This is a genomic window from Thalassotalea sediminis (assembly GCF_030295915.1).
Lineage (GTDB): Bacteria > Pseudomonadota > Gammaproteobacteria > Enterobacterales > Alteromonadaceae > Thalassotalea_C > Thalassotalea_C sediminis.
This window is the reverse complement of sequence record NZ_AP027361.1, coordinates 2,005,056-2,025,554: the sequence shown is the minus strand read 5'-3', so window position 1 is coordinate 2,025,554 and position 20,499 is coordinate 2,005,056. Positions and strand designations below refer to the sequence as shown.

At 38.1% G+C, this 20,499-nt stretch carries 14 protein-coding genes and 4 tRNA genes; 12 read left to right on the top strand and 6 right to left on the bottom strand.

The window, feature by feature from the left end; genetic code table 11:
* From recC to QUE09_RS09255, 11 genes are all read left to right on the top strand, one after another.
* Positions 1 to 3,342, top strand: a complete 3,342-nt coding sequence (recC, locus tag QUE09_RS09305; protein ID WP_286232496.1) for an exodeoxyribonuclease V subunit gamma — start codon at positions 1 to 3, stop codon at positions 3,340 to 3,342.
* A complete protein-coding gene (gene recB / locus QUE09_RS09300) occupies positions 3,342 to 6,881 on the top strand; it encodes an exodeoxyribonuclease V subunit beta (protein ID WP_286232495.1) in 3,540 nt (1,179 codons plus the stop codon). The genes recC and recB overlap by 1 nt, the downstream gene beginning before the upstream one ends.
* 2 nt (positions 6,882 to 6,883) lie before the next feature.
* Positions 6,884 to 8,812, top strand: coding sequence for an exodeoxyribonuclease V subunit alpha (gene recD, locus QUE09_RS09295; RefSeq protein ID WP_286232494.1), 1,929 nt, complete (start codon positions 6,884 to 6,886; stop codon positions 8,810 to 8,812).
* 1 nt (position 8,813) lies between these two features.
* Positions 8,814 to 9,374: a DUF3087 family protein gene (locus tag QUE09_RS09290; protein ID WP_286232493.1), complete on the top strand. Its 561-nt coding sequence runs from the start codon at positions 8,814 to 8,816 to the stop codon at positions 9,372 to 9,374.
* Complete coding sequence (locus QUE09_RS09285; RefSeq protein WP_286232492.1) at positions 9,371 to 9,748, top strand: VOC family protein; 378 nt, start codon at positions 9,371 to 9,373, stop codon at positions 9,746 to 9,748. Before QUE09_RS09290 ends, QUE09_RS09285 begins: the two co-directional genes overlap by 4 nt.
* Positions 9,749 to 9,894: 146 nt before the next feature.
* Entirely contained in the window at positions 9,895 to 10,935 is a 1,041-nt protein-coding gene (locus tag QUE09_RS09280) for an isoaspartyl peptidase/L-asparaginase family protein (protein ID WP_286232491.1), read from the top strand.
* Positions 10,928 to 11,407: a CreA family protein gene (locus tag QUE09_RS09275; RefSeq protein ID WP_286232490.1), complete on the top strand. Its 480-nt coding sequence runs from the start codon at positions 10,928 to 10,930 to the stop codon at positions 11,405 to 11,407. Before QUE09_RS09280 ends, QUE09_RS09275 begins: the two co-directional genes overlap by 8 nt.
* A 1-nt stretch (position 11,408) precedes the next feature.
* Positions 11,409 to 12,185 carry a hypothetical protein gene (locus QUE09_RS09270; protein ID WP_286232489.1) on the top strand — a complete coding sequence of 259 codons (777 nt, stop codon included), beginning with the start codon at positions 11,409 to 11,411 and terminating at the stop codon, positions 12,183 to 12,185.
* Positions 12,186 to 12,264: 79 nt separating this feature from the next.
* Entirely contained in the window at positions 12,265 to 12,684 is a 420-nt protein-coding gene (locus QUE09_RS09265; protein ID WP_286232488.1) for a CBS domain-containing protein, read from the top strand.
* A 65-nt stretch (positions 12,685 to 12,749) separates the two neighbouring features.
* Positions 12,750 to 16,709, top strand: coding sequence for an ATP-dependent RNA helicase HrpA (gene hrpA, locus QUE09_RS09260; protein WP_434017194.1), 3,960 nt, complete (start codon positions 12,750 to 12,752; stop codon positions 16,707 to 16,709).
* A gap of 139 nt (positions 16,710 to 16,848) precedes the next feature.
* Positions 16,849 to 17,151 (top strand): PilZ domain-containing protein, encoded by a 303-nt coding sequence (locus QUE09_RS09255; RefSeq protein WP_286232487.1) that lies wholly within the window; start codon positions 16,849 to 16,851, stop codon positions 17,149 to 17,151.
* 24 nt (positions 17,152 to 17,175) lie between these two features.
* Here the strand turns inward: QUE09_RS09255 and QUE09_RS09250 are convergent, their stop codons facing one another.
* Positions 17,176 to 18,366, bottom strand: coding sequence for a class I SAM-dependent methyltransferase (locus tag QUE09_RS09250; protein ID WP_286232486.1), 1,191 nt, complete (start codon positions 18,364 to 18,366; stop codon positions 17,176 to 17,178).
* Positions 18,367 to 18,467: 101 nt separating this feature from the next.
* Between QUE09_RS09250 and QUE09_RS09245 the strand changes: the two genes are divergently transcribed.
* Positions 18,468 to 18,737, top strand: a complete 270-nt coding sequence (locus QUE09_RS09245) for an acylphosphatase (RefSeq protein ID WP_286232485.1) — start codon at positions 18,468 to 18,470, stop codon at positions 18,735 to 18,737.
* 83 nt (positions 18,738 to 18,820) lie between these two features.
* On the opposite strand, the gene QUE09_RS09240 is transcribed toward QUE09_RS09245, so the two are convergent.
* The 5 genes from QUE09_RS09240 to QUE09_RS09220 form a co-directional block, all read right to left on the bottom strand.
* Positions 18,821 to 19,042: a DUF1653 domain-containing protein gene (locus QUE09_RS09240; RefSeq protein ID WP_286232484.1), complete on the bottom strand. Its 222-nt coding sequence runs from the start codon at positions 19,040 to 19,042 to the stop codon at positions 18,821 to 18,823.
* Between the two features lie 759 nt (positions 19,043 to 19,801).
* Positions 19,802 to 19,878 (bottom strand) — tRNA-Met (locus QUE09_RS09235).
* An 85-nt stretch (positions 19,879 to 19,963) separates the two neighbouring features.
* Positions 19,964 to 20,040: transfer RNA gene (locus QUE09_RS09230), tRNA-Met, on the bottom strand.
* An 82-nt stretch (positions 20,041 to 20,122) separates the two neighbouring features.
* A tRNA-Met gene (locus QUE09_RS09225) sits at positions 20,123 to 20,199 on the bottom strand.
* Positions 20,200 to 20,284: 85 nt separating this feature from the next.
* Positions 20,285 to 20,361, bottom strand: a tRNA-Met gene (locus QUE09_RS09220).
* Between the last annotated feature and the right edge of the window lie 138 nt (positions 20,362 to 20,499).

Sequence of the window (20,499 nt, the reverse complement as noted above, 5' to 3'; positions counted from 1 at the left end):
TTGATATACCTTTATCCTGCTAATAAGACGGAAAATTTATTGGCATTGGCCAATAGAATACAAGAAATATCTCCACTTCCTATTTTTTCAAAAGATGTATATATCGTGCAAAATGCCGGTATGCAGCATTGGTTAAATATGTCTTTGGCAGACTTATCTGGCATTAGCTTCAATCATGAATATGCATTACCCGCCCAATTTTTATGGAAATTAATGCGTTCGTTGGTTTTACCAAAGCATATGATTGAACAGGATCCATTTACCCGTGAAGCGTTAAGTTGGCGCATCTATCAGTTACTAGACGACAACGAAATAACGGATGATCAAGACTTTCTAGAAGTTACACAATATTGGCGGAATAACAGTGACAAGGTTGATAATTTAAAACGATATCAACTGGCCTGCCAACTCGCTGATTTGTTTGAACAATATTTAATTTACAGACCTGATTGGCTATCGCAATGGCAAGTTAACCAGAGGCCACAAGCGTTTGATAACCAAGAAGCATTACACAAAGAAGAATGCTGGCAACGAAAGCTTTGGGCAATATTGACGCGTGAACAATCCTATGACCCAATTGCTTTAGTCGAAAACGCAATAGGGCAGCTTGCTGAAAAATCACATGTATTACCTAAAAGAATCAGTTTTTTTGGTATTAATGCAATGGCACCTATTTGGCTGTCGTTTTTAGAACAAGTAAGCAATTATACGCAAGTTCATTTTTACCACCTGAATCCCTGTTTTGATTACTGGGGTGATATAATTAGCGAAAAACAGGCAATGCGCCAACTTGATAGGTGGACTGAAAATTTAGATCAGTTAAACGAATCAGTGGGAAACCCTTTGCTTGCAAATTTGGGGCAACAAGGCCGAGAATTTTTATCATTATTACAACAATACAGTACAGTAAGTATTGATGCTTTTGAAACCGATGTTGGCGGTAATTCCTCCAAACCAAGCGTTTTACAATCGTTACAGCACGATATTTTAACCTTAACCGACCGGCGGCAATTACCTGAAAAAGTTAAAGATGAATCTATAGTGATCACTAGCGCTCATAGTCCTTTACGGGAAGTACAAGGATTACATGATTGGTTGTTGCACCAATTTAATCAAGACCCAACGATGACACCTAAAGATGTCTTGGTTATGTGTCCACAAATAGAAGATTATGCGCCATATGTAAATGCTGTATTTGCTCAAGGTTGGCAAGATTACGCAAATGATGTACCACCATTACCATGCTCCATAGCAGACCGTGTAGCGAAAGACTCAGATCCTTTAGTTATCGCGTTTAGTGAAATGCTTGCTTTACCTGATAGTCGGTTTCAAGTGAACCAAATCGTTTCTTGGCTACAATTATCTGCACTACAATCTCGCTTTAAGTTGACAGCTTCAGACATTGATAAAATGATAATTTGGCTGAATAAAGCGACCATTCACTGGGGATTAAACGCTGAACATAAATCTCAAGTGTTAAATACCAAAGGCGTTTCGCCACAATTTACCTGGCAATATGGCTTTGCTCGTTTGTTAGAAGGGTTTGCATTTGGTGATGTTGAAACTATTTTTGATGATAAGCTGCTTATACCTGATGTAGAAGGGCAAGATGCGTTGTTACTAGGGCAATTGATGGAAATCATCGAACGCTTGCAAGCTTTTAGAAGTGCGTTAAGTCAAGCGAGATCTCCTAAACAATGGCATGTTTTGTTAACGACTATGTTGGGAGATTTCTTTGATGAAAGGGATGACAGTATTGCTATAATTTCTCAAGCAATTGATAGTTTATTGCAATTTACAGAACAAGCTAAGTTTGAGCAAGATATTGAACTGAGTATTGTTAATGAATTTTTAACAATGCACTTTAGTCAACCAGATCCAGGTCGTCAATTTATGATCGGACAAGTAACATTTTGTTCGATGTTACCAATGCGCAGTATTCCTTTTAAAATTATCTGTGTACTTGGGCTCAACGATGGAGACTTTCCTCGTATAAGGACACCTTTTGGTTTTGACTTACTCGCTAAAACCAATGCAAGAATAGGGGACAGATCGCGCAGAGGCGACGATAGGTACTTATTTTTGGAAGCCTTACTTTCAGCGCGTCAATCTCTTTATTTAAGCTACCAAGGAAGAAACATTAAAAACAATAAAGAAAAGCAGCCTTCTTTAGTATTGAATGAGTTATTGGAGTATTTGCACCTAGGCTATGGTTGGCAATGCTTTAATGAGCAAGTTAACGACATCAGACAGTTACCAATGCATCCGTATAGTTTAGCGAATTATAATCACGAGCTTTCTAGTTTTGATGCTAATTGGCTTAGATTGGGGCAACAGGTATCTGCATGTGAAAAGCTTCGAGATAACACTGTTGAGCCATTGATAATCGCGCTACAAAGAGAAAATGAATTGACGCTAGATGTTAAACAGCTCTTGCGGTTTTTATCTCATCCAAGTAAGTATTTTGCAGAGCAGTCGCTATCGTTGTATTTAGATCAACAAGCACTTGAGCTTGAAGACAGCGAACCTTTTGACGCTGATCATTTGAGTAAATATTTACTCAAACAAAATGCACTACAAGGGTTATTGAACCCTGAGCAAGAGCGTACCCAAGATTTTGAACAACAAGTGTTATCATATTGGCAACGATACGCGTTGTTATCTGGCAAGTTTGCTGATTCATCAACTGGCCATGAAGATATAGAGAAGCTCTTATCTGATAGTGAAGCCTTATATCGAAATATCCAACAGTCGTTGGCGAGTGAAATTATTGAACATGATTTGTATACGTCAATAGCCATATCTTTAGCTCAGGAGGGTGTTAACGTAAAGCTACAGCATCGCATAACAACTGCAAATAATAAATTGGTTGTTATACGGGCAAGTACGCCAAAAGCTAAAGATTACCTACAGATGTACCTTTCAACTGCATTGTTACAACATGCTCAACAATCAACTGCGTTAGATCACCCAATACAACAGATAGATGCAACTCGTTGCGTTGGTTATTTTTTTGATAGCAAAGCGCAGAAAAACATTATGGTAACATTGAGTAGCGTTGAACTCTCGCATGTTAAACAGTTTTTAGAACACTTTTATCAAGGGCAAATATCGCCACAATTAACTAATGCTGAATTTGCATTAAATATGGCGAGTGCTAAATCATTTGAAGCGACACAACTAGAAAAACTTTGGCAAGGCGACGGTAATAGTGGTGGTATCGGGCAAGATCCTTATATTCATTATTTTTGGCAACAGTGTCCTGATTTCCATGAGTTTACTCAACCTTTGATGCATGTATATGACGATATTTTCACCCGTTTTACAAAGGAAAAACAATAATGTCACTTGTTGAATTTTTCCCTTTAGAGGTTGAAACCATGCCTCTGCAAGGTAGACACCTTATAGAAGCAAGTGCTGGTACAGGTAAAACGTTTAATATTACTCGTATTTATTTGCGACTATTGCTCGTAAAGGGCCTTACGGTACAACAAATACTCGTGATGACGTTTACTAAGGATGCTACGGAAGAAATAAGGGCGAGAATTGATAACTTTTTACGCCACGCTTTGAATCATTGGCAAGATGCAATTACACGAGATCCTTATTTTATTGCCTTAGCAAAAGAGCTTAAGGAAGTTGGTGTTACTGATCGTCAAGTAAGTATGCAATTAAAGCGTGCTTTATTATTTTTAGATGAAGCATCAATTTACACCATTCATGGCTTTTGTAAAACTGTTCTGTCTCAGCACGCATTCGCTACTGGAACGGCGTTTAATGCTAACTTGGAAGCTCAACAACAAGATATTCAGCAGCAAGCCATAGAGGATTGGTATCGACAACTAGCGGTTGCTGATCCTAAGGCATTTTCGCTTGTATCGGAGTTTTGGTTAACCCCAGATGCGTTTGCTCAGCAATTTGTCAGTCTTATTGGACATCGTGGCCAGTTAGAAGTTAATGATCCGAAAGCTGAAATAACGCAGTTTTGTCAATTGTCAAAACAAGCATCTGAAGCGCTAATAGCAAATCAACCTTTTTTATTTGAACACTTGGTGGATGTAAAATCTGGAAAGGAAAAAACGTCAAGAAAAGAAGAGTATAATCAGCTAATTCAATGGTTAAATGCAGCTAGCGAGGATCATCTACATAGCCAAAAAACAATGCCTGTCAGCTTTATGGATGGTAGAAGGTTTAGCCGCTCAAAAGTAAAACCTCAGTTGGTAGAGATATTTGCACAGGCGAACAACGTTAAAAAAGCAAAAGATAATCTATTAAGCAATATTCGTAAATTATCGGCATTGCAACACATAGTTTCAGGGCTGACCATAATTTCACAACGCGTTGAGCAACAAAAGGCGTTACAAAAACAGTTAAGCTTTGATGATTTGATACAAACGCTTGCAGATACCTTACACGGCGAAAATGCTGCTCAACTTATTGCTACTTTAAGTAACCAATTCCCTTTTGCGCTCGTAGATGAGTTTCAAGATACTGACTTTGATCAATACCGTATTCTTAACGCATTGTATCAGCATAATGATACAACTGGGTTAATTATGATAGGTGATCCAAAGCAAGCGATTTATGGATTTCGAGGTGGAGATATATTCACTTATATGGCTGCTAGAAAAGATGCTCATTACCGTTGGCGAATGAATACGAATTGGCGTTCGTCTAAAGCAATGATCACCAGTTACAATCGTCTATTCTATGGTAATACGTTAACTGCAAAAGCCTTGCCTGTCTTTGGCTATGGTATCACTTATACGCCAGTAGCGTCTTCTCCTAATGCCTCTAAAAAAGCTAAAGATACTGAATCTGCACTCAAATTTGTCTATTTTCCACCTGAAGATCAAAAGGCCGTTGCTCAGCCTTTTAGAAAGCAAATGGCATTATGGTGTGCGCAAAAAATATCAGCGTTATTGTCTCAAGACGATACGTTGGTAGCAAAAGACATTGCGTTACTTGTGCGTGATGGCGCTGAAGCCCAAGAAATAAAACAAGCTTTGCATGATGCAGGGTTAGCATCGGTTTATCTTAGTGATCGTACAAACCTTTGGCATAGCGAAGAAGCTAAATATCTTATTCCGTTGTTACAAGGGATAATACATTGCGAAAAAGATCGCGAGTTTTGTCGCGCAATGGCAAGCCCATTATTAGCAATATCTGCCAAAGACTATTATCAAATTCGTGGTGATGACGCACAATGGCAAAATTATAAAGAACAGTTTACTCAGTTAAAAGAAACGTGGTTCAAACAAGGCTTTGTTACCATGGCGCTTAAGCTGATGCACAGCTTAATTGCTGTTAATGGCCAGGAAAGTGAGCGTTGTTTAACCAACTTATTGCACCTGTTCGAATTATTGCAAACGAAAAGCCAACAACTTAGACAACCAGAAGAGTTACTGTATTGGTTTGAACATCAATATAAGCTTGATCTTCCAGAACAAGAAACAGAATTAAGATTAGAAAGCGAAGAAAATCTCATTAAAATAGTGACGCAGCATGGCTCTAAAGGGTTAGAGTACCCTGTTGTATTTATCCCGTTTAGTACACGTCATAAAAATCCACTTAAGTTTGGTAACAAAAATATTCAAGCGGTCTCCTACCATGATGAAGACGGCAAATACCGGGTAAGTTTATCAGCGGATCAAAAAGCGTTAACTGCCATGTCTGATGAAGCCTATGCAGAATCTATTCGCTTACTTTATGTAGCGATAACTAGAGCAGAGCAGCGATGTTATATACTCGCAACCCCCTTTGATAAGTTTTATTTGTCACCATTGGGGAAAACACTAGGTTTAACCAGTGAAGATAATTTAGTGGATTGTATTCAACAATTGGTAACCGATCAGCCTGATGAAATTTCATTAGAAGTGGTTGAACAAATTCCCCTTGTTAATCATAAGCTAACAAAACAAGTAATAGCGAATGCTGAAGTCGCTTGTTTTACGGGGCAAATTGAACGTGATTGGTGGTTAAGCTCTTTTACTGCGCTTAATCGAAACATACGGGATGTGGGTGTGTCACAACCAGAACGAAATGATGATTCCAATGTTGTTACTCCACTAGCCTTAACTCAAAACAAATCAGATCATCAAGGGCAGTTAAGGTTTGCGTTAACTAAGGGGGCGGCAGCGGGTAACTTGTTGCATGATATTCTGGAAAATGCGCATTTTTCACAGCCAAACTGGCCAGTAGATTGCAATTGGCCATTAAGCAAATATGGTAATTTACCTGATGGTTTCGAGCAGGAAGATCTTTATCAGTGGTTAAATGAGATAATATCAACACCGTTAATCATTAATGAACATGAAAAACCTTTTAAATTGGCGAATATTAAAGATACGTGTTGTTTAAAAGAAGTAGAGTTTTATTTTCCGCTAAAAAATGCCAGTACGAAAGCATTAACTAATTGCTTATTAGCACACCGTAAACAACAATGCCAAGCATATGGTATAGCGACAACAAGTCGTCATTTTTATCTACCAGGCTATCAAGCCCTTAAAGGGATGATGCATGGTTTTATAGATTTAGTTTTCGAACATCAAGGTAAATTTTATGTTTGTGATTATAAATCAACGCATTTAGGTAATAGTTTCAATGATTACCAATGTGCATCGCTAGTCAATGATATTCAGCGTCATCACTATGATTTACAGTATTTGATTTATTCAGTTGCGTTGCATCGCTACTTAAAGAGACAACTACCAGATTATAATGTTGAGCAACATTTTGGAGGCGTATTTTATTTGTATTTACGTGGTATGGAACAAAAACAGGAGAAAACAGGCGTTTTCTATACAGAGTTAACCAAACAGTTACTTAACGACCTTGATAACTTATTTGGCAATATTAATGAACAAAGCAAGGTAGGTTAAACATGTTACATGAAGCTAAACTTGAAAATGTTGATGTTAAGTTACCTTATAGTTCTATACAGCACGCAAAAACACAATTATACGGTATTGAATCAATAGATTATTATACTGCGTCACAACTTACTCCGTTATTAATTTCAAGGTGTAAAGCGAAAGAAAGACTCACAATTGAAGCTGTTAGTCAATTATTTCACCTTGTTATAGCGTTGAGTCAAGCGCTTAGAAATGGCCATACTTGTTTACCTTTATTACAAGTTGCAGGTCAGTGTTTATTTAGGTCAGCTGATAATCAAGGCGTTATTTTACATCAGGGTTATTTATTCCCTAATACCTCAACATTACAAGCACTATTATCATCATTAGATCGTATAGAAACAACAACATTACCGATTGTTTATAGTAAGCAGGCATTGTTTCTGCGTCGATATTATTGCTTCGAACAAAGCGTACTTAATTATTTAGAAAATTCATCTAAGATGGAGTCGTCGTTGCTATCTACTGATCATAGTGAAATTAAGCAAACGCTAGATACGCTTTTTCCTTGTGGTGATGTAAACGTAGCAAAGTTGCCTGACATTGATTGGCAAAAAGTTGCGGTTGCTAACGCACTGAATAAACCATTTAGTATTATTGCTGGAGGGCCTGGAACCGGCAAAACATATACCGTTACTAAGCTATTAGCCGCTATTTTGATGCTTTCTAATCAAAGTGAATTAACCATTACGCTCACGGCGCCTACTGGTAAAGCCGCGCAACGATTATCAGAATCAATTGTCAGTGCTGTTGCTAGCTTTCAAGGTGATATTTCTCCTGAAGTTCTCAAAAATATACCGAGCAAAGCGCAAACTTTACATCGATTGCTAGGAGTAATACCGCATTCACCAAATTTCAAGCACGATGAACAAAATCCGTTAGCTATCGATGTTTTATTGATTGACGAAGTGTCGATGGTTGATTTACCAATGATGTCACGTGTATTACGTGCGCTTCCTCAAACATGCCGTGTTATTATGCTTGGAGATGCTCAACAACTTCCTTCCGTAGCAGCAGGAAGTTTGTTAACAGACCTTGCACCTTTATTTTCGGCTTCCTACAGTCAACAAAACGTAGACTATTTGAGTAGTGTTACAGGATTTAGTTCACTCCCTAAACATAAAACGACTTTTATTGATCATGTTACTTATCTCACTTATAGCCGCCGTTTTGCCGGTGATGGTGGTATAGGGCAGTTAGCCAAAGCGGTAATCGCTGGCCAATCTGAACAAAGTTGGCGCTTTATTCAGCAACAAGATATACAGCAGTCATCAGAGTTGTCTTACTTTACACATGAGCAAATTGCAATATTATACAAACAAGCGGTTGATTATTACGCTCAAGTTGCACAATGTTGCTCCATTGAAGAAGCATTCAAGGCGTTATCTCAGTTTCGTATTTTAACGGCAATGAGGGTCGGTCCATTAGGCGTTAACGAAATCAATCAAACAATTGATGAACGCATTCGCAATACGTTGCCCCAACAACAAGCATTTGCTGAGCATTACCATGGTAAACCCATCATGATCACAACCAATGACTATGGCTTGGGCTTGTATAATGGTGATATTGGTATAATGTGGCCGAACTCGAATGGTCAGTTAGTAGCTTTTTTTGAAGCTGAAGCTGGTGAATTTAAACAGTTTATACCATCGAGGTTACCTACTTATGAAGCTGTTTATGCGATGACGATTCATAAGACACAGGGCAGTGAGTTTACTAACGTTGTATTAGTGCTACCAGAGGTAGCAGACAATCAGTTATTATCACGTGAGCTTATATATACAGGTATCACCAGAGCAAAGAAACATTTATCCCTTGTTGCCAATCAAGAAGGCTGGTTCGCTGCCGTAGATGCAAAAGTAACAAGATTTTCAGGAATTACATTAGTAGATTAATATGCAGTTACAAAAGATAGAAAAAACCTTATATCGCCAACGATTAAATCGCATTATTATTGGATTTATAGTGAGCTTGACCTTACTGTCGGTCTTATTCGGAACACTTTTTATTAGTCTGTTTACAGACAATAATATTAACGTAACACTCGCAAGCGATGCAGAGGCACCAAGTAATTTTAGGTACAATCTTGCCGGCGTTATTTTTGCGCTTTTCGTTTGTGGTGGCGTTTTACATCGACTCAGACAAACGGAATACTTTTCTCAGGTTTATTATGTTTGGCAGTTAAAACAACTACAAAACAAAATTTATCGCAGACTTGCTAGGATCAATCAAGCAGCCTTTGATAAAGGAGAGACAGAGGCGCTTATTATTTTAGATTTTTACTATCAAAGTTTGAAACAGGTTTATCAACTTGATGACAATACGATCACGATGTCGACAGTTAATCAAGAGCATCAAAAAGTGATAGAGAAGGAATCACAAAAACAGGTAAGTTTTGAGCAACGAGAATTCACAGAAGAAATGCTAAATCAATTTATACAAGGAGAACAACCATGATCGGATACGTAACGCTAGGCACGAATGATCTTCCTCGTGCTGTTGCTTTTTATGACGAGCTACTTGAAACAATAGATGCGAGTCGTTTTATGGAAACAGAAAAGTTTGTCGTTTGGGCTACGGCACCAGATAAGCCAGGGCTAAGTATTACGTTGCCATATAATGAAGACGCTGCAACCGTGGGCAATGGCGTTATGGTTGCGTTAGAAATGAATTCTAATGAACAAGTAGATGCGTTTTATAAAAAAGCGTTAGCGTTGGGGGCCACATGTGAAGGCGCTCCAGGACCAAGAGATATAGGGGGCTTTTACGCCGCATATTTTAGAGATTTAGATGGTAACAAACTTAACGCTTTCCACTTTAATCAGAGCTAATAGTGTTTAGAGGATAAGATTATTTGCGCACTGTAGCTAGGTAAGGTGCGATTAATGTTAAAGAGGTGATATTACCTCTTTAACATTGCTTCTTCTCGAGGTATTGTTATATTCATTCAACCATGCCAAATGATAATAATAAGCCTATGAAAAATACGTCTTTATTTACCCTTTTGACCGCTGCAATTTTTGCTGCATCTAGTATGCTTTCCTATGCTGATGAGAAAGTAAATTTTGCCATTGCGATACATGGCGGAGCGGGTGCAATTAGCCAGAAAAAAATGACACCTGCGATACGTGAAAAATATGAGAACAAGTTAGCTGAAGCGGTTAATAAAGGTTACGCGTTACTAGAAAAAGGGGCGTCGAGTGAACAAGCAATCATAGCTGCCATCAAGGTTATGGAGGATTCTCCGTTATTTAATGCTGGTCGAGGCGCTGTTTATACTTATGACGAAGAACATGAGCTTGATGCGTCGATTATGAACGGTAAAACGTTAAATGCTGGCGCTGTTAGTGGTGTTAAAACGGTTAAAAGTCCTATCACCTTAGCCCAGTCTGTTATGAATAATTCTGTGCATGTTATGTTAAGTGGCAAGGGGGCTGAAACTTTTGCTCGTCAAGAAAATTTAGCGCTTGTTGATAATCAATACTTTAATACAGAAAGGCGTTATAAATCACTTCAAAAGGCAAAAGAGAAGTTACAAAAGCAGTTACGTGAATTAAAAGACTATCAAGCTGCACACCAAAAACTGGATGTTGAATATAAGGTAGGTACGGTTGGCGCTGTTGCACTTGATAAACAGGGAAATTTAGCAGCAGGCACTTCAACAGGTGGTATGACAGCTAAACGCTTCGGCAGAATAGGAGATTCACCGATTATTGGTGCTGGTACATATGCAAATAACAACAGCTGTGCTGTGTCTGCAACTGGCCACGGCGAATATTTTATTCGTTATCATGTTGCCGCGGATATATGCGCACGCATGCAATATCAGAATATTTCCGTTCAAGAAGCTGCGGATACGGTGATTAATAAAGTACTTTTAGAGGCGGGTGGTACAGGTGGTGTTGTCGTCATTGATAAACAGGGTAACATTACTATGCCTTTTAATACTGAAGGTATGTATCGAGCAAGCCGTTCTTCGACAGGTCAATCAACAATAGCGATTTTTAAAAATGAATAAACGACTTTTACTTTTGGCAACTTTTTTTATCTCCGGCTGTTCTGATGATGTTGGTAAAGTGAGCTTGGGATTATTTACCACAAAAGACGTTGTTATTGAGGCTAAGAAAGATCCTAAAATACCTGGGGTAACCTGTCATATTAGTCATATTGAAGCTGATCTCGATTTTTCTGATCCATCTGATATGAGCATTGCTTGTCGACAAACCGGTGATATTTTACCTGAGCAAATAGCGCGAATTGATACCTCTAAAAATGGTGAAGTTGTATTTAAAGAATCTAAAAGTATTTTGTTTAAGAGTTTAAAGGTACGTAGAATTTACGACGCTAAAAATCAATCACTTATTTACTTATCTTATTCAACAAAAGAGTCGAGCGGCAGTCATCATCATTCAATATCGACTGTGCCATTATATGGAAGCAGTGCTTGGAAAAAGGCGCCTATAGGAAATACGATAACGGATAACCCATAAAATGTTATTAAGGCTCTTTGCTCGTAATTCTCTTATCGATGTAGAGACTCAACAGTGGCTTTTTGCTTGTGCTGATTGGGCGATTAAACACTTTGATCAAGATTATTTTACCCATCAATCTAGGCTAATATTACCCACGAACACCTTTTATCCTGGTCGTGTTGCTAGCGTTGAAGAAATGGCGACTGCAATTTATGACAATACGCTTAATTATTGTGGATTAACGCAATGGCCATTTACACTCAAGGCTTTTCATCATAAATCACAAGTTGAATTACCTAAGGTAAGGGTTGAAGGAAAATATAGAGGGATACGGGCTAAAGTCTCAGTGGTTGACGCTATGCCGTCTGTTGAAATTGGCTACGCTTATGCTCAAATTAATCAACCCCAAGATATGATAGCAACCTTTGTTCAACAGTTTGCAAGTGTATTAGTAATGTCAGCAAACGTATTACCGCCTGGCGGTAAAGCTATGTTGCCACAAGCTATTGATGTGCTGTCTTGTTTTATGGGCTTTGGTGTTATTTTTGCTAATACTGCGTATCAATTTAAAGGTGGATGTGGTTCATGTTTTAATCCGCGAGCTAATCGACAAGTTGCATTACCTGAAAACGATATGTTGTATGCATTGGCAATTTATTGTGTCGTTAAAAATGATCCAAAAAGCGATGTAATAAGCCACTTAAAAAAACACCTAAGATCTCCTTTTAAGAAAATGTATAACGAAGTACAGGCGCTACAAAAGGAACAAAAAAAATTTTTACCGACAATCGCATGATAATCTTGGGAATTTTTAATGTTTAGGTCTACGCTTAAAGAGAACAAACAATAAAATCAAAGTAATAAAGGGCAAAGGCATGGAATCATTACAAGTTAAAGACTATATGAACCATTATCCTGTAACATTTACTCCTGACATGGTTATTGAGGAAGCGTCGCTTAGATTTTTGAAAACGAAACAAATTGGTGGTCCTGTCGTTAATGATAAGAATAAACTTGTGGGATTTCTTTCTGAAAGCGATATTATGCGAAAAATGATCGAATCAAGTTATTACAGTGAACATATATCAGATGTTGCACAGTTAATGAGTAGTGACGTTTTAGCAGTCAAACCGTACGACAGTGTGTTAGATCTTGCGGAAAAAATGTTATGTAATAAACCTAAAGTTTATCCAGTTATTGATGATGATGATCATCTGCTTGGTACCATTTGTCGAAATGATGTGTTGATGGCAATGGACAAACATTTACGAACAAAGTTTCAAGCGAGTAAATAGTCAGTATTGGTATTGCTTAACATACTTGATAAAATAGACTTTTAAATTGTTGTTTAGAGTCTATTTTGCCTTCTGAAAATTCTAATATCTCCTTTCCAGACAATAATACTGCTGATTCATCCCTTTCGATAAGCCAATTGCAGTCTCAGCTTGCTGATGTAAGACAATCAGATATTGGTTTATTAAAAAAACGACTTTTGGGTTTAGCCAAAATATCTGACGTTAATAAGCAGCAAAAAGTGCTACAACAAATAGCAAGGCAGATAAAAGCGTCAATTGAGCACAAACAGAGTAAATTACAACGGAAATTATCGATTGATTACCCTGATGGTCTGCCTGTTTCAGAAAGTGTGGAGCGTATTTCACAGGCAATAGAACAAAACCAGGTTGTCATTATTGCGGGTGAAACAGGCTCAGGCAAAACAACACAGATTCCTAAAATTTGTATGGCATTAGGGCGTGGTATAGAGGGCATGATAGGCCACACACAACCACGTCGAATAGCTGCCCGAACAGTGGCAAGCCGTATTGCTGAAGAACTTGAATCATCGGTTGGCGATTTAATTGGTTATAAAGTACGTTTTACCGATCAGGTGAGTGAAAAAAGTTACGTTAAGCTAATGACAGATGGTATTTTATTGGCTGAAATGCAACGAGATAGACTACTCAGACAATACGATACTATCATTATTGATGAAGCCCATGAACGAAGTTTAAATATCGATTTTATCTTGGGTTATTTGCGTCAAATATTGCCCAAAAGACCTGATTTAAAAATTATTATTACTTCAGCAACCATTGACCCAGAAAGATTTGCTAAGCATTTTCAATTACCTAATCAAAAACCGGTGCCGATTATCGAAGTTTCTGGACGTACTTATCCTGTTGAGATGAGATATCGTCCTTTAAGTGAGCAAAATGAAAATGTCGATATTATTAATGGCATTATTCAGGCAATTGAAGAGCTTTCTGCGCTGCCTATGGGGGATATTTTAGTCTTTTTAAACGGTGAACGCGAAATTCGAGACACTGCTAATGCACTTGAAAAAGAGCACTTTGCTCACACACAAATTTTACCGTTATACTCTAGGTTGACTGTACAAGAACAAAATCGGATTTTTCAACAGCATACTGGACGAAACATCGTATTAGCAACGAATGTCGCAGAAACATCATTAACAGTTCCAGGGATTAAATATGTTATAGACCCCGGTACCGCACGTATATCAAGATATAGCTATCGAACTAAAGTACAACGTTTACCAATTGAACCAATATCTCAGGCAAGTGCTAATCAAAGGGCTGGTCGCTGTGGTCGTGTATCTGAAGGCGTATGTATTCGTCTTTACTCAGAAGATGACTATCTGAATCGTCCTGAATTTACTGATCCGGAAATTTTGAGAACTAACTTAGCAACAGTTATATTACAAATGTTAGCGCTAGATCTTGGACACATTGATGAATTTCCTTTCGTTCAGGCGCCGGATAATCGTAATATTAAAGATGGCGTAAGACTTTTAGAAGAACTTGCGGCTATTCATACTCGAAAAAACAAAACAACACTCACCCAAAGTGGTAGACAGCTAGCTAAATACCCTGTTGATCCACGTTTAGCAAAAATGGTGTTAACAGCAATTGATTATGGCTGTGTTGACGAGGTGTTTGTGATAGTCAGCGGTATAAGCATTCAAGATCCGCGAGAAAGGCCACATGAAAAACAGCAAGCAGCAGATGAAAAACATAGTCGCTTTAAGGTTAAAGGATCAGATTTTTTAAGTTTTCTAAGCTTGTGGCAATATATTAATGAACAGCAAAAATCACTTACAAACAACCAGTTTCGAAAGCTTTGTCAGAAAGAGTATTTATCTTATGTTCGTATCCGTGAGTGGCAAGATATTTACAGTCAACTGAAGTTAACGTTAAAAGAGCAAAATATCGCTTTAACATCGGTGAATTGGTCAGCTGAGAAAGAGTCGTCGGGTGATACGATACACCAAGCAATATTATCTGGCTTGCTGAGTCATTTAGGGCAACTTGATGAAAACCGTGAATATAAAGGTGCAAGAAATTCACGCTTTTTCGTTTTTCCAGGCTCAAACTTAGCCAAAAAGAATCCTAAGTGGTTGATGGCTACAGAGCTTGTAGAAACGAGTCGGTTGTTTGCCCGTGTTGTTGCTAAAATAGACCCTGCTTGGGTTGAACCTATGTCGGCGCATCTTGTTAAGAGAAATTATAGTGAACCGCATTGGGAACGAAAACAAGGTGCAGTAATGGCCTTTGAACAGGTAACCCTATACGGCTTAATATTGGTTGCTAAAAGAAAGGTTACCTTTAATAAAATTGAGCCTCATACCTGTCGAGAAATTTTCATTCGAGAAGCTTTAGTTAATGGCGATTCGACTATCAAGGAGTCTTTTTTCCAACGAAACCGTGATCTTGTCAAAGATATTGAGAAGCTAGAGCAAAAAGCACGACGAAAAGACTTCTTGGTTGATGAAGAACTATTATGTCAATTTTACGATGAACGCCTGCCGGCAGAGGTAATTTGTCAGCGAAGTTTTCTGAGTTGGTGGCAAAAAGAAAAACGTAAAAGCCCTAAATTATTAAATTTTACTAAAGCATTTTTATTAAATGAAGACAGTGCCGTTGTTTCAAAGGCAGAATACCCAGATGTATGGCAACAGCAAAACTTTACCTTACCGTTAAGTTATCATTTTCATCCAGGTGATGAAGATGATGGCGTTAGCGTACACATACCAATAGGCGTGCTAAATCAAATTAGTGATCAAGGCTTTGATTGGCAAATACCGGCCTTACGTTATGAATTGATTATGGCCTTGATAAAAGCGCTTCCTAAAAGTGTACGTCGTAATTTTGTGCCTGCTCCAAATTATGCCCAGGCATGTTTTGATGCTATATCACCAAGTGAACTTACCTTACGGCAAGCAATGGAAAAGCAATTATTACGCATGACTGGAGTAAAAATTCCAGAAGAGGCGTGGCAGGAGGTGGAAATACCCGTTCACTTGCAAATGAATTTTAAAATTTTTAACGAAAAAAATAAATTAGTTGCACAAGGACGAGACATACTAGAACTGCAAGAAAAGTTACAAGGCAAAGTAAAAGCATCGATACAAAAAGTGGCCGATAAGGGGATCGAGCGCGATGATATAACGGTTTGGGATTTTGATAATATTCCCAATTACTATGAAAAGAAAGTCGCTAATTTGTCAATTAAAGCCTTTCCTGCATTGGTCGATCATAAAAAATCTGTTGCGATTGAGCTTTTTGAGCATAAGCCCTTAGCTGATAAAGCTATGCATTTTGGTGTTGCAAGGTTAGTGTTACTTAATATTCCGTCACCGATTAAATACCTACAAGAAAAGCTCCCTAATAAAGCTAAACTAGGGTTATATTTCAATCCATTTGGCTCTATTGCTGAATTGCTCAATGACTGTATTCTTGCTTCTTGCCAACATTTAATCCAACAACAAGGTGATTATCCGCGAGATAGAGTGGCGTTTGAACGAGTAAAGGAACATATTCGTGTAGAACTCGCTGATGCGGTATTATCGCTTGCGATTCAGGTAGAACGCGTTTTAAGTTTAGCGCATGATATTAGTAAAAAGTTGAAAGGTAATGTACCCCTTAACATGATCCAAGCTCATGGCGATGTAAAAACTCATTTGGCTTCACTTGTTTACAAAGGTTTTATTACTAATTCAGGATATCAGCGTATTAGTGATATTGAACGTTACTTAAAAGCATTGATGCGTAGATTAGAGAAACTTGCTATCGATGTTAATCAAGATCGACTAAAAGTAATTGAAATAGATAAGATACAACACTTATATCAAGAGGCGTTACAAAAGCAAAAGCATGATCTTGCACTTGTTAATGAATTGGGTGAAGTAAGATGGATGATAGAAGAACTGCGTGTTTCATTGTTTGCACAGAACTTAGGAACCGCTTACCCAATATCTGCAAAGCGTATTAAAAACCATATAAATCAATTGTTAAAATAGTTTGCTTTTGCGCTATTTGACATGCAATTATTGCTTGCGTATAAAGAGTACAAGGGTAGTACACCTTGATCAGGTTTTTAATGAGCAAATATTAACGGTCAACGTGTAGCTTAAAAAGGTAATTTAGTGGAGTGATGTGATGGTTGTAAGTTACGATGATAAACGTGATTTCTATCGTATGATGCTAAATAGTGACGTTACAGTCACTATTATTGATGACGAAGCAAATAGTACTATTTTAGCGACATGTAGAGACTTAAGCGCAACAGGAATGGCAATAGAGATGGCACATCCTATTGAAATGAACACTGATGTGCGGGTAAATATGGAGTCGTCTGGTGGCAATGTACAACCGTTAGATGTACGTGGAAAGGTGGTTAGAATAGAAGAAGAGTCTGCCGACAATTATCTTATCGGCATAAACATTTCTGAAATTGACTAATCGAGTAAGTTAAAGGGTATGCCTTTAACTTACTTGGCACACTAATCCTTTTAAGTAATAGCCCTCTGGGTAATTACTGGCAATGGGATGATCGGCAGCTTGCATTGTTCTCTCTACAAAATGTACTGTTTTATTGGCATCTAATGCCGCGTCAGCCACTACTTTTTGAAATAAGCTTACATCGAGTAAACCTGAACAAGAAAAGGTTAATAATAACCCGCCAGGGTTTAACAACTGCATAGCGATCATATTGATATCTTTGTAACCTCTACATGCTGATGTTAATTGTGCTTTAGCGTCTACAAATTTAGGTGGATCTAAGATGATCATATCAAACGTAATACCTTGTTTTTTGTATTGTCGCAAAAGTTTAAATACATCTTCTTTTACATAGTTAACATTACAAGCTGATAAGTTATTTAGTTCGATATTAGCTTTCGCAAGATCTAATGCTTGTTGTGACACATCAACATTAGTAACTTCTTTTGCGTTATTTGCCGCACAATGCAAAGCAAATGTGCCAGTATAAGAAAAACAGTTCAGCACAGATTTATCTTTTGCATACTTACCTGCAATTGCACGGGCGTCTCGTTGATCTAAATAAAACCCTGTTTTGTGGCCTTTAGCTACATCAACATGAATTTTCAAACCATGTTCTTCGATAATCGTTGCAGTAGATGGTTGCTCCTCTGTTAACCAACCGGTTGTAAGTGGTAACCCTTCTTTTCTACGAACATCTACGTCGGATCGATCATAAATGTGACAGTCTGGGAATAGCTCAGTTAATGCGTTCACAATGGTGTAGCGGTGAAACTCTGCGCCAGCACTTAATAACTGACATACGATTAAATTTTCATATTTATCAATGGTAACGCCTGGCAACCCATCCGATTCACCAGCGATAAGACGGTAGCCTGTTAATCCATCACGATCAATAAACCATTGACGTCTGGATTGAGCATCCATAAGTTTTTTGTAAAAAAATGTCTGATCAATTTCTTCATTTTCATCAAACGACCATACCCTAATGGTGATTTGTGATTCAGGAGAATATGCGCCTTTGGCTAGCCATTTCCCTTTATTATCAAATAGATCTACGGTATCTCCTAACATAGGGTTACCTTTAACTTTATTAATCGCTTTAGAAAATATCCAAGGATGTTTTCTTAATAGTGATTTTTCTCGACCTTCTTTTAAATAAATTCTTGCTGACATTCTATACTTAACCAAAGCGGTAAAAATTGCGCCGAGTTTAGACAATCGGCGAATAAGGTGCAATGAAGAATTTGTATTTTCAATAATTGAGGGATGAATTTATGAATGTTAGTTACCTAGCTCACGTTAGAGGCGTTGTACAAGGCGTTTATTTTCGAGCGTCTAGTCAACAGATGGCAATTGAGTATGGATTAAGTGGTTATGCTCATAACCTTGCTGATGGTGAGGTGGAGTTACTTTTGTGTGGTGAAGAAGAAAATGTTGATAAAATGCTTAATTGGTTAAACACTGGCCCTCCACAAGCTAAAGTAGCTGAAGTTAAGGCCAAACAAATTCCGTGGCAGCAGCATAACCACTTTTCAATTGGTTAAATTGACCATTAAACCGTTTAACACCATGCGATATTCGTTTGGTGTTAGTTGTGTTTTTATGCTCTGCTAACAGTGTATTAAACTTAAGCGGTTTTATTGCCAACGAACTTAAAGCGTTTAATCATTTTTCCATCTCTTTCTATCGTTTCATCAAACATGCTAAGTGGTCGAATCCATACCTCTCTCTCTCCGTATTCAGGTTGATATACAACATGTAACTCTTCTGTTTCGCTATGTTTTGCAATATGAAGTACGTTATAAAAATTGCCTTTAAAGTGTTGATAACGACCTAAGGTAATAGACATAAAACATCCTAATGGTTAAGTGTGGCGGCAGAATCGTACAAACCTCCGACTAAAAATACAAGGATAATTAGTTCAATCATTGCGTGTATAAAAGTAGGGATTGTTTATTAAAATAGGATGATCATATACATGCATAGTTACAGGGGAATAGACGTGGCTGCGGGAGCCCATTTCTAATGGAGAGTGAACTGACGACAAAAAGGTTGTATGGTCAAAGCTATAAAATACTGTTAGAGAATTAAGCAAGTAAGAAGTTGGTTGCGGGAGCCCATATCTGATGGAGAATGAACTGACGACAAAAAGGTTGTATGGTCAAAGCTGTGAAATACTATTAGAGAATTAAGCAAGTAAGAAGTTGGTTGCGGGAGCCCATATCTAATGGAGAGTGAACTGACGACAACAAGGTTGTATGTTCAAAGCTATGAAATACTATTAGAGAATTAAGCAAGTAAGGAGTTGGTTGCGGGAGCCCATATCTAATTGAAAGTGAACTGACGACAACAAGGTTGTATGTTCAAAGCTGTGAAATACTATTAGAGAATTAAGCAAGTAAGAAGTTGGTTGCGGGAGCCCATATCTAATGGAGAGTGAACTGACGACAACAAGGTTGTATGTTCAAAGCTATGAAATACTATTAGAGAATTAAGCAAGTAAGGAGTTGGTTGCGGGAGCCCATATCTAATGGAGAATGAACTGACGACAAAAAGGTTGTATGTTCAAAGCTGTGAAATACTATTAGAGAATTAAACAAGTAGGAGTTGGTTGCGGGAGCCAGATTTGAACTGACGACCTTCGGGTTATGAGCCCGACGAGCTACCAGGCTGCTCCATCCCGCGTCCGAATGACTTAATAAATAAGTTTTATTAAGTAAGCCTTGAAAGATTGTTCTTTCAATGTGTTCCAACAAGTTAATCAAAGAAATGGTTGCGGGAGCCAGATTTGAACTGACGACCTTCGGGTTATGAGCCCGACGAGCTACCAGGCTGCTCCATCCCGCGTCCGAATGACTTAATAAAAAGCTTTATTAAGTAAGCCTTGAAAGAAATCTCTCTTTAATTATACCACATATCGGTATAAAGTTGGTTGCGGGAGCCAGATTTGAACTGACGACCTTCGGGTTATGAGCCCGACGAGCTACCAGGCTGCTCCATCCCGCGTCCGAATGACTTAATAAATAAGTTTTATTAAGTAAGCCTTGAAAGATTGTTCTTTCAATGTGTTCCAACAAGTTAATCAAAGAAATGGTTGCGGGAGCCAGATTTGAACTGACGACCTTCGGGTTATGAGCCCGACGAGCTACCAGGCTGCTCCATCCCGCGCCTGTCTCTTTACAACCTTGTTGAAAGCGAGGCGTATGTTAGAGATACTTGCGTTAGAATGCAAGGCGTTTTGGCAATTTTTTTCTATTCGTACGGAAGTTAATCAACTCGTTCTTTTTTTGTGCTTTTATTACTGTC

What these genes read in the sequence shown, in the direction of transcription:
- recB (WP_286232495.1), top strand. Translation starts at nt 3,342, where the DNA reads ATGTCACTTGTTGAATTTTTCCCTTTAGAGGTTGAAACCATGCCTCTG.
- recD (WP_286232494.1), top strand. Translation starts at nt 6,884, where the DNA reads ATGTTACATGAAGCTAAACTTGAAAATGTTGATGTTAAGTTACCTTAT.
- QUE09_RS09290 (WP_286232493.1), top strand. Translation starts at nt 8,814, where the DNA reads ATGCAGTTACAAAAGATAGAAAAAACCTTATATCGCCAACGATTAAAT.
- QUE09_RS09285 (WP_286232492.1), top strand. Translation starts at nt 9,371, where the DNA reads ATGATCGGATACGTAACGCTAGGCACGAATGATCTTCCTCGTGCTGTT.
- QUE09_RS09280 (WP_286232491.1), top strand. Translation starts at nt 9,895, where the DNA reads ATGAAAAATACGTCTTTATTTACCCTTTTGACCGCTGCAATTTTTGCT.
- QUE09_RS09275 (WP_286232490.1), top strand. Translation starts at nt 10,928, where the DNA reads ATGAATAAACGACTTTTACTTTTGGCAACTTTTTTTATCTCCGGCTGT.
- QUE09_RS09270 (WP_286232489.1), top strand. Translation starts at nt 11,409, where the DNA reads ATGTTATTAAGGCTCTTTGCTCGTAATTCTCTTATCGATGTAGAGACT.
- QUE09_RS09265 (WP_286232488.1), top strand. Translation starts at nt 12,265, where the DNA reads ATGGAATCATTACAAGTTAAAGACTATATGAACCATTATCCTGTAACA.
- QUE09_RS09255 (WP_286232487.1), top strand. Translation starts at nt 16,849, where the DNA reads ATGGTTGTAAGTTACGATGATAAACGTGATTTCTATCGTATGATGCTA.
- QUE09_RS09250 (WP_286232486.1), bottom strand. Translation starts at nt 18,366, where the DNA reads ATGTCAGCAAGAATTTATTTAAAAGAAGGTCGAGAAAAATCACTATTA.
- QUE09_RS09245 (WP_286232485.1), top strand. Translation starts at nt 18,468, where the DNA reads ATGAATGTTAGTTACCTAGCTCACGTTAGAGGCGTTGTACAAGGCGTT.
- QUE09_RS09240 (WP_286232484.1), bottom strand. Translation starts at nt 19,042, where the DNA reads ATGTCTATTACCTTAGGTCGTTATCAACACTTTAAAGGCAATTTTTAT.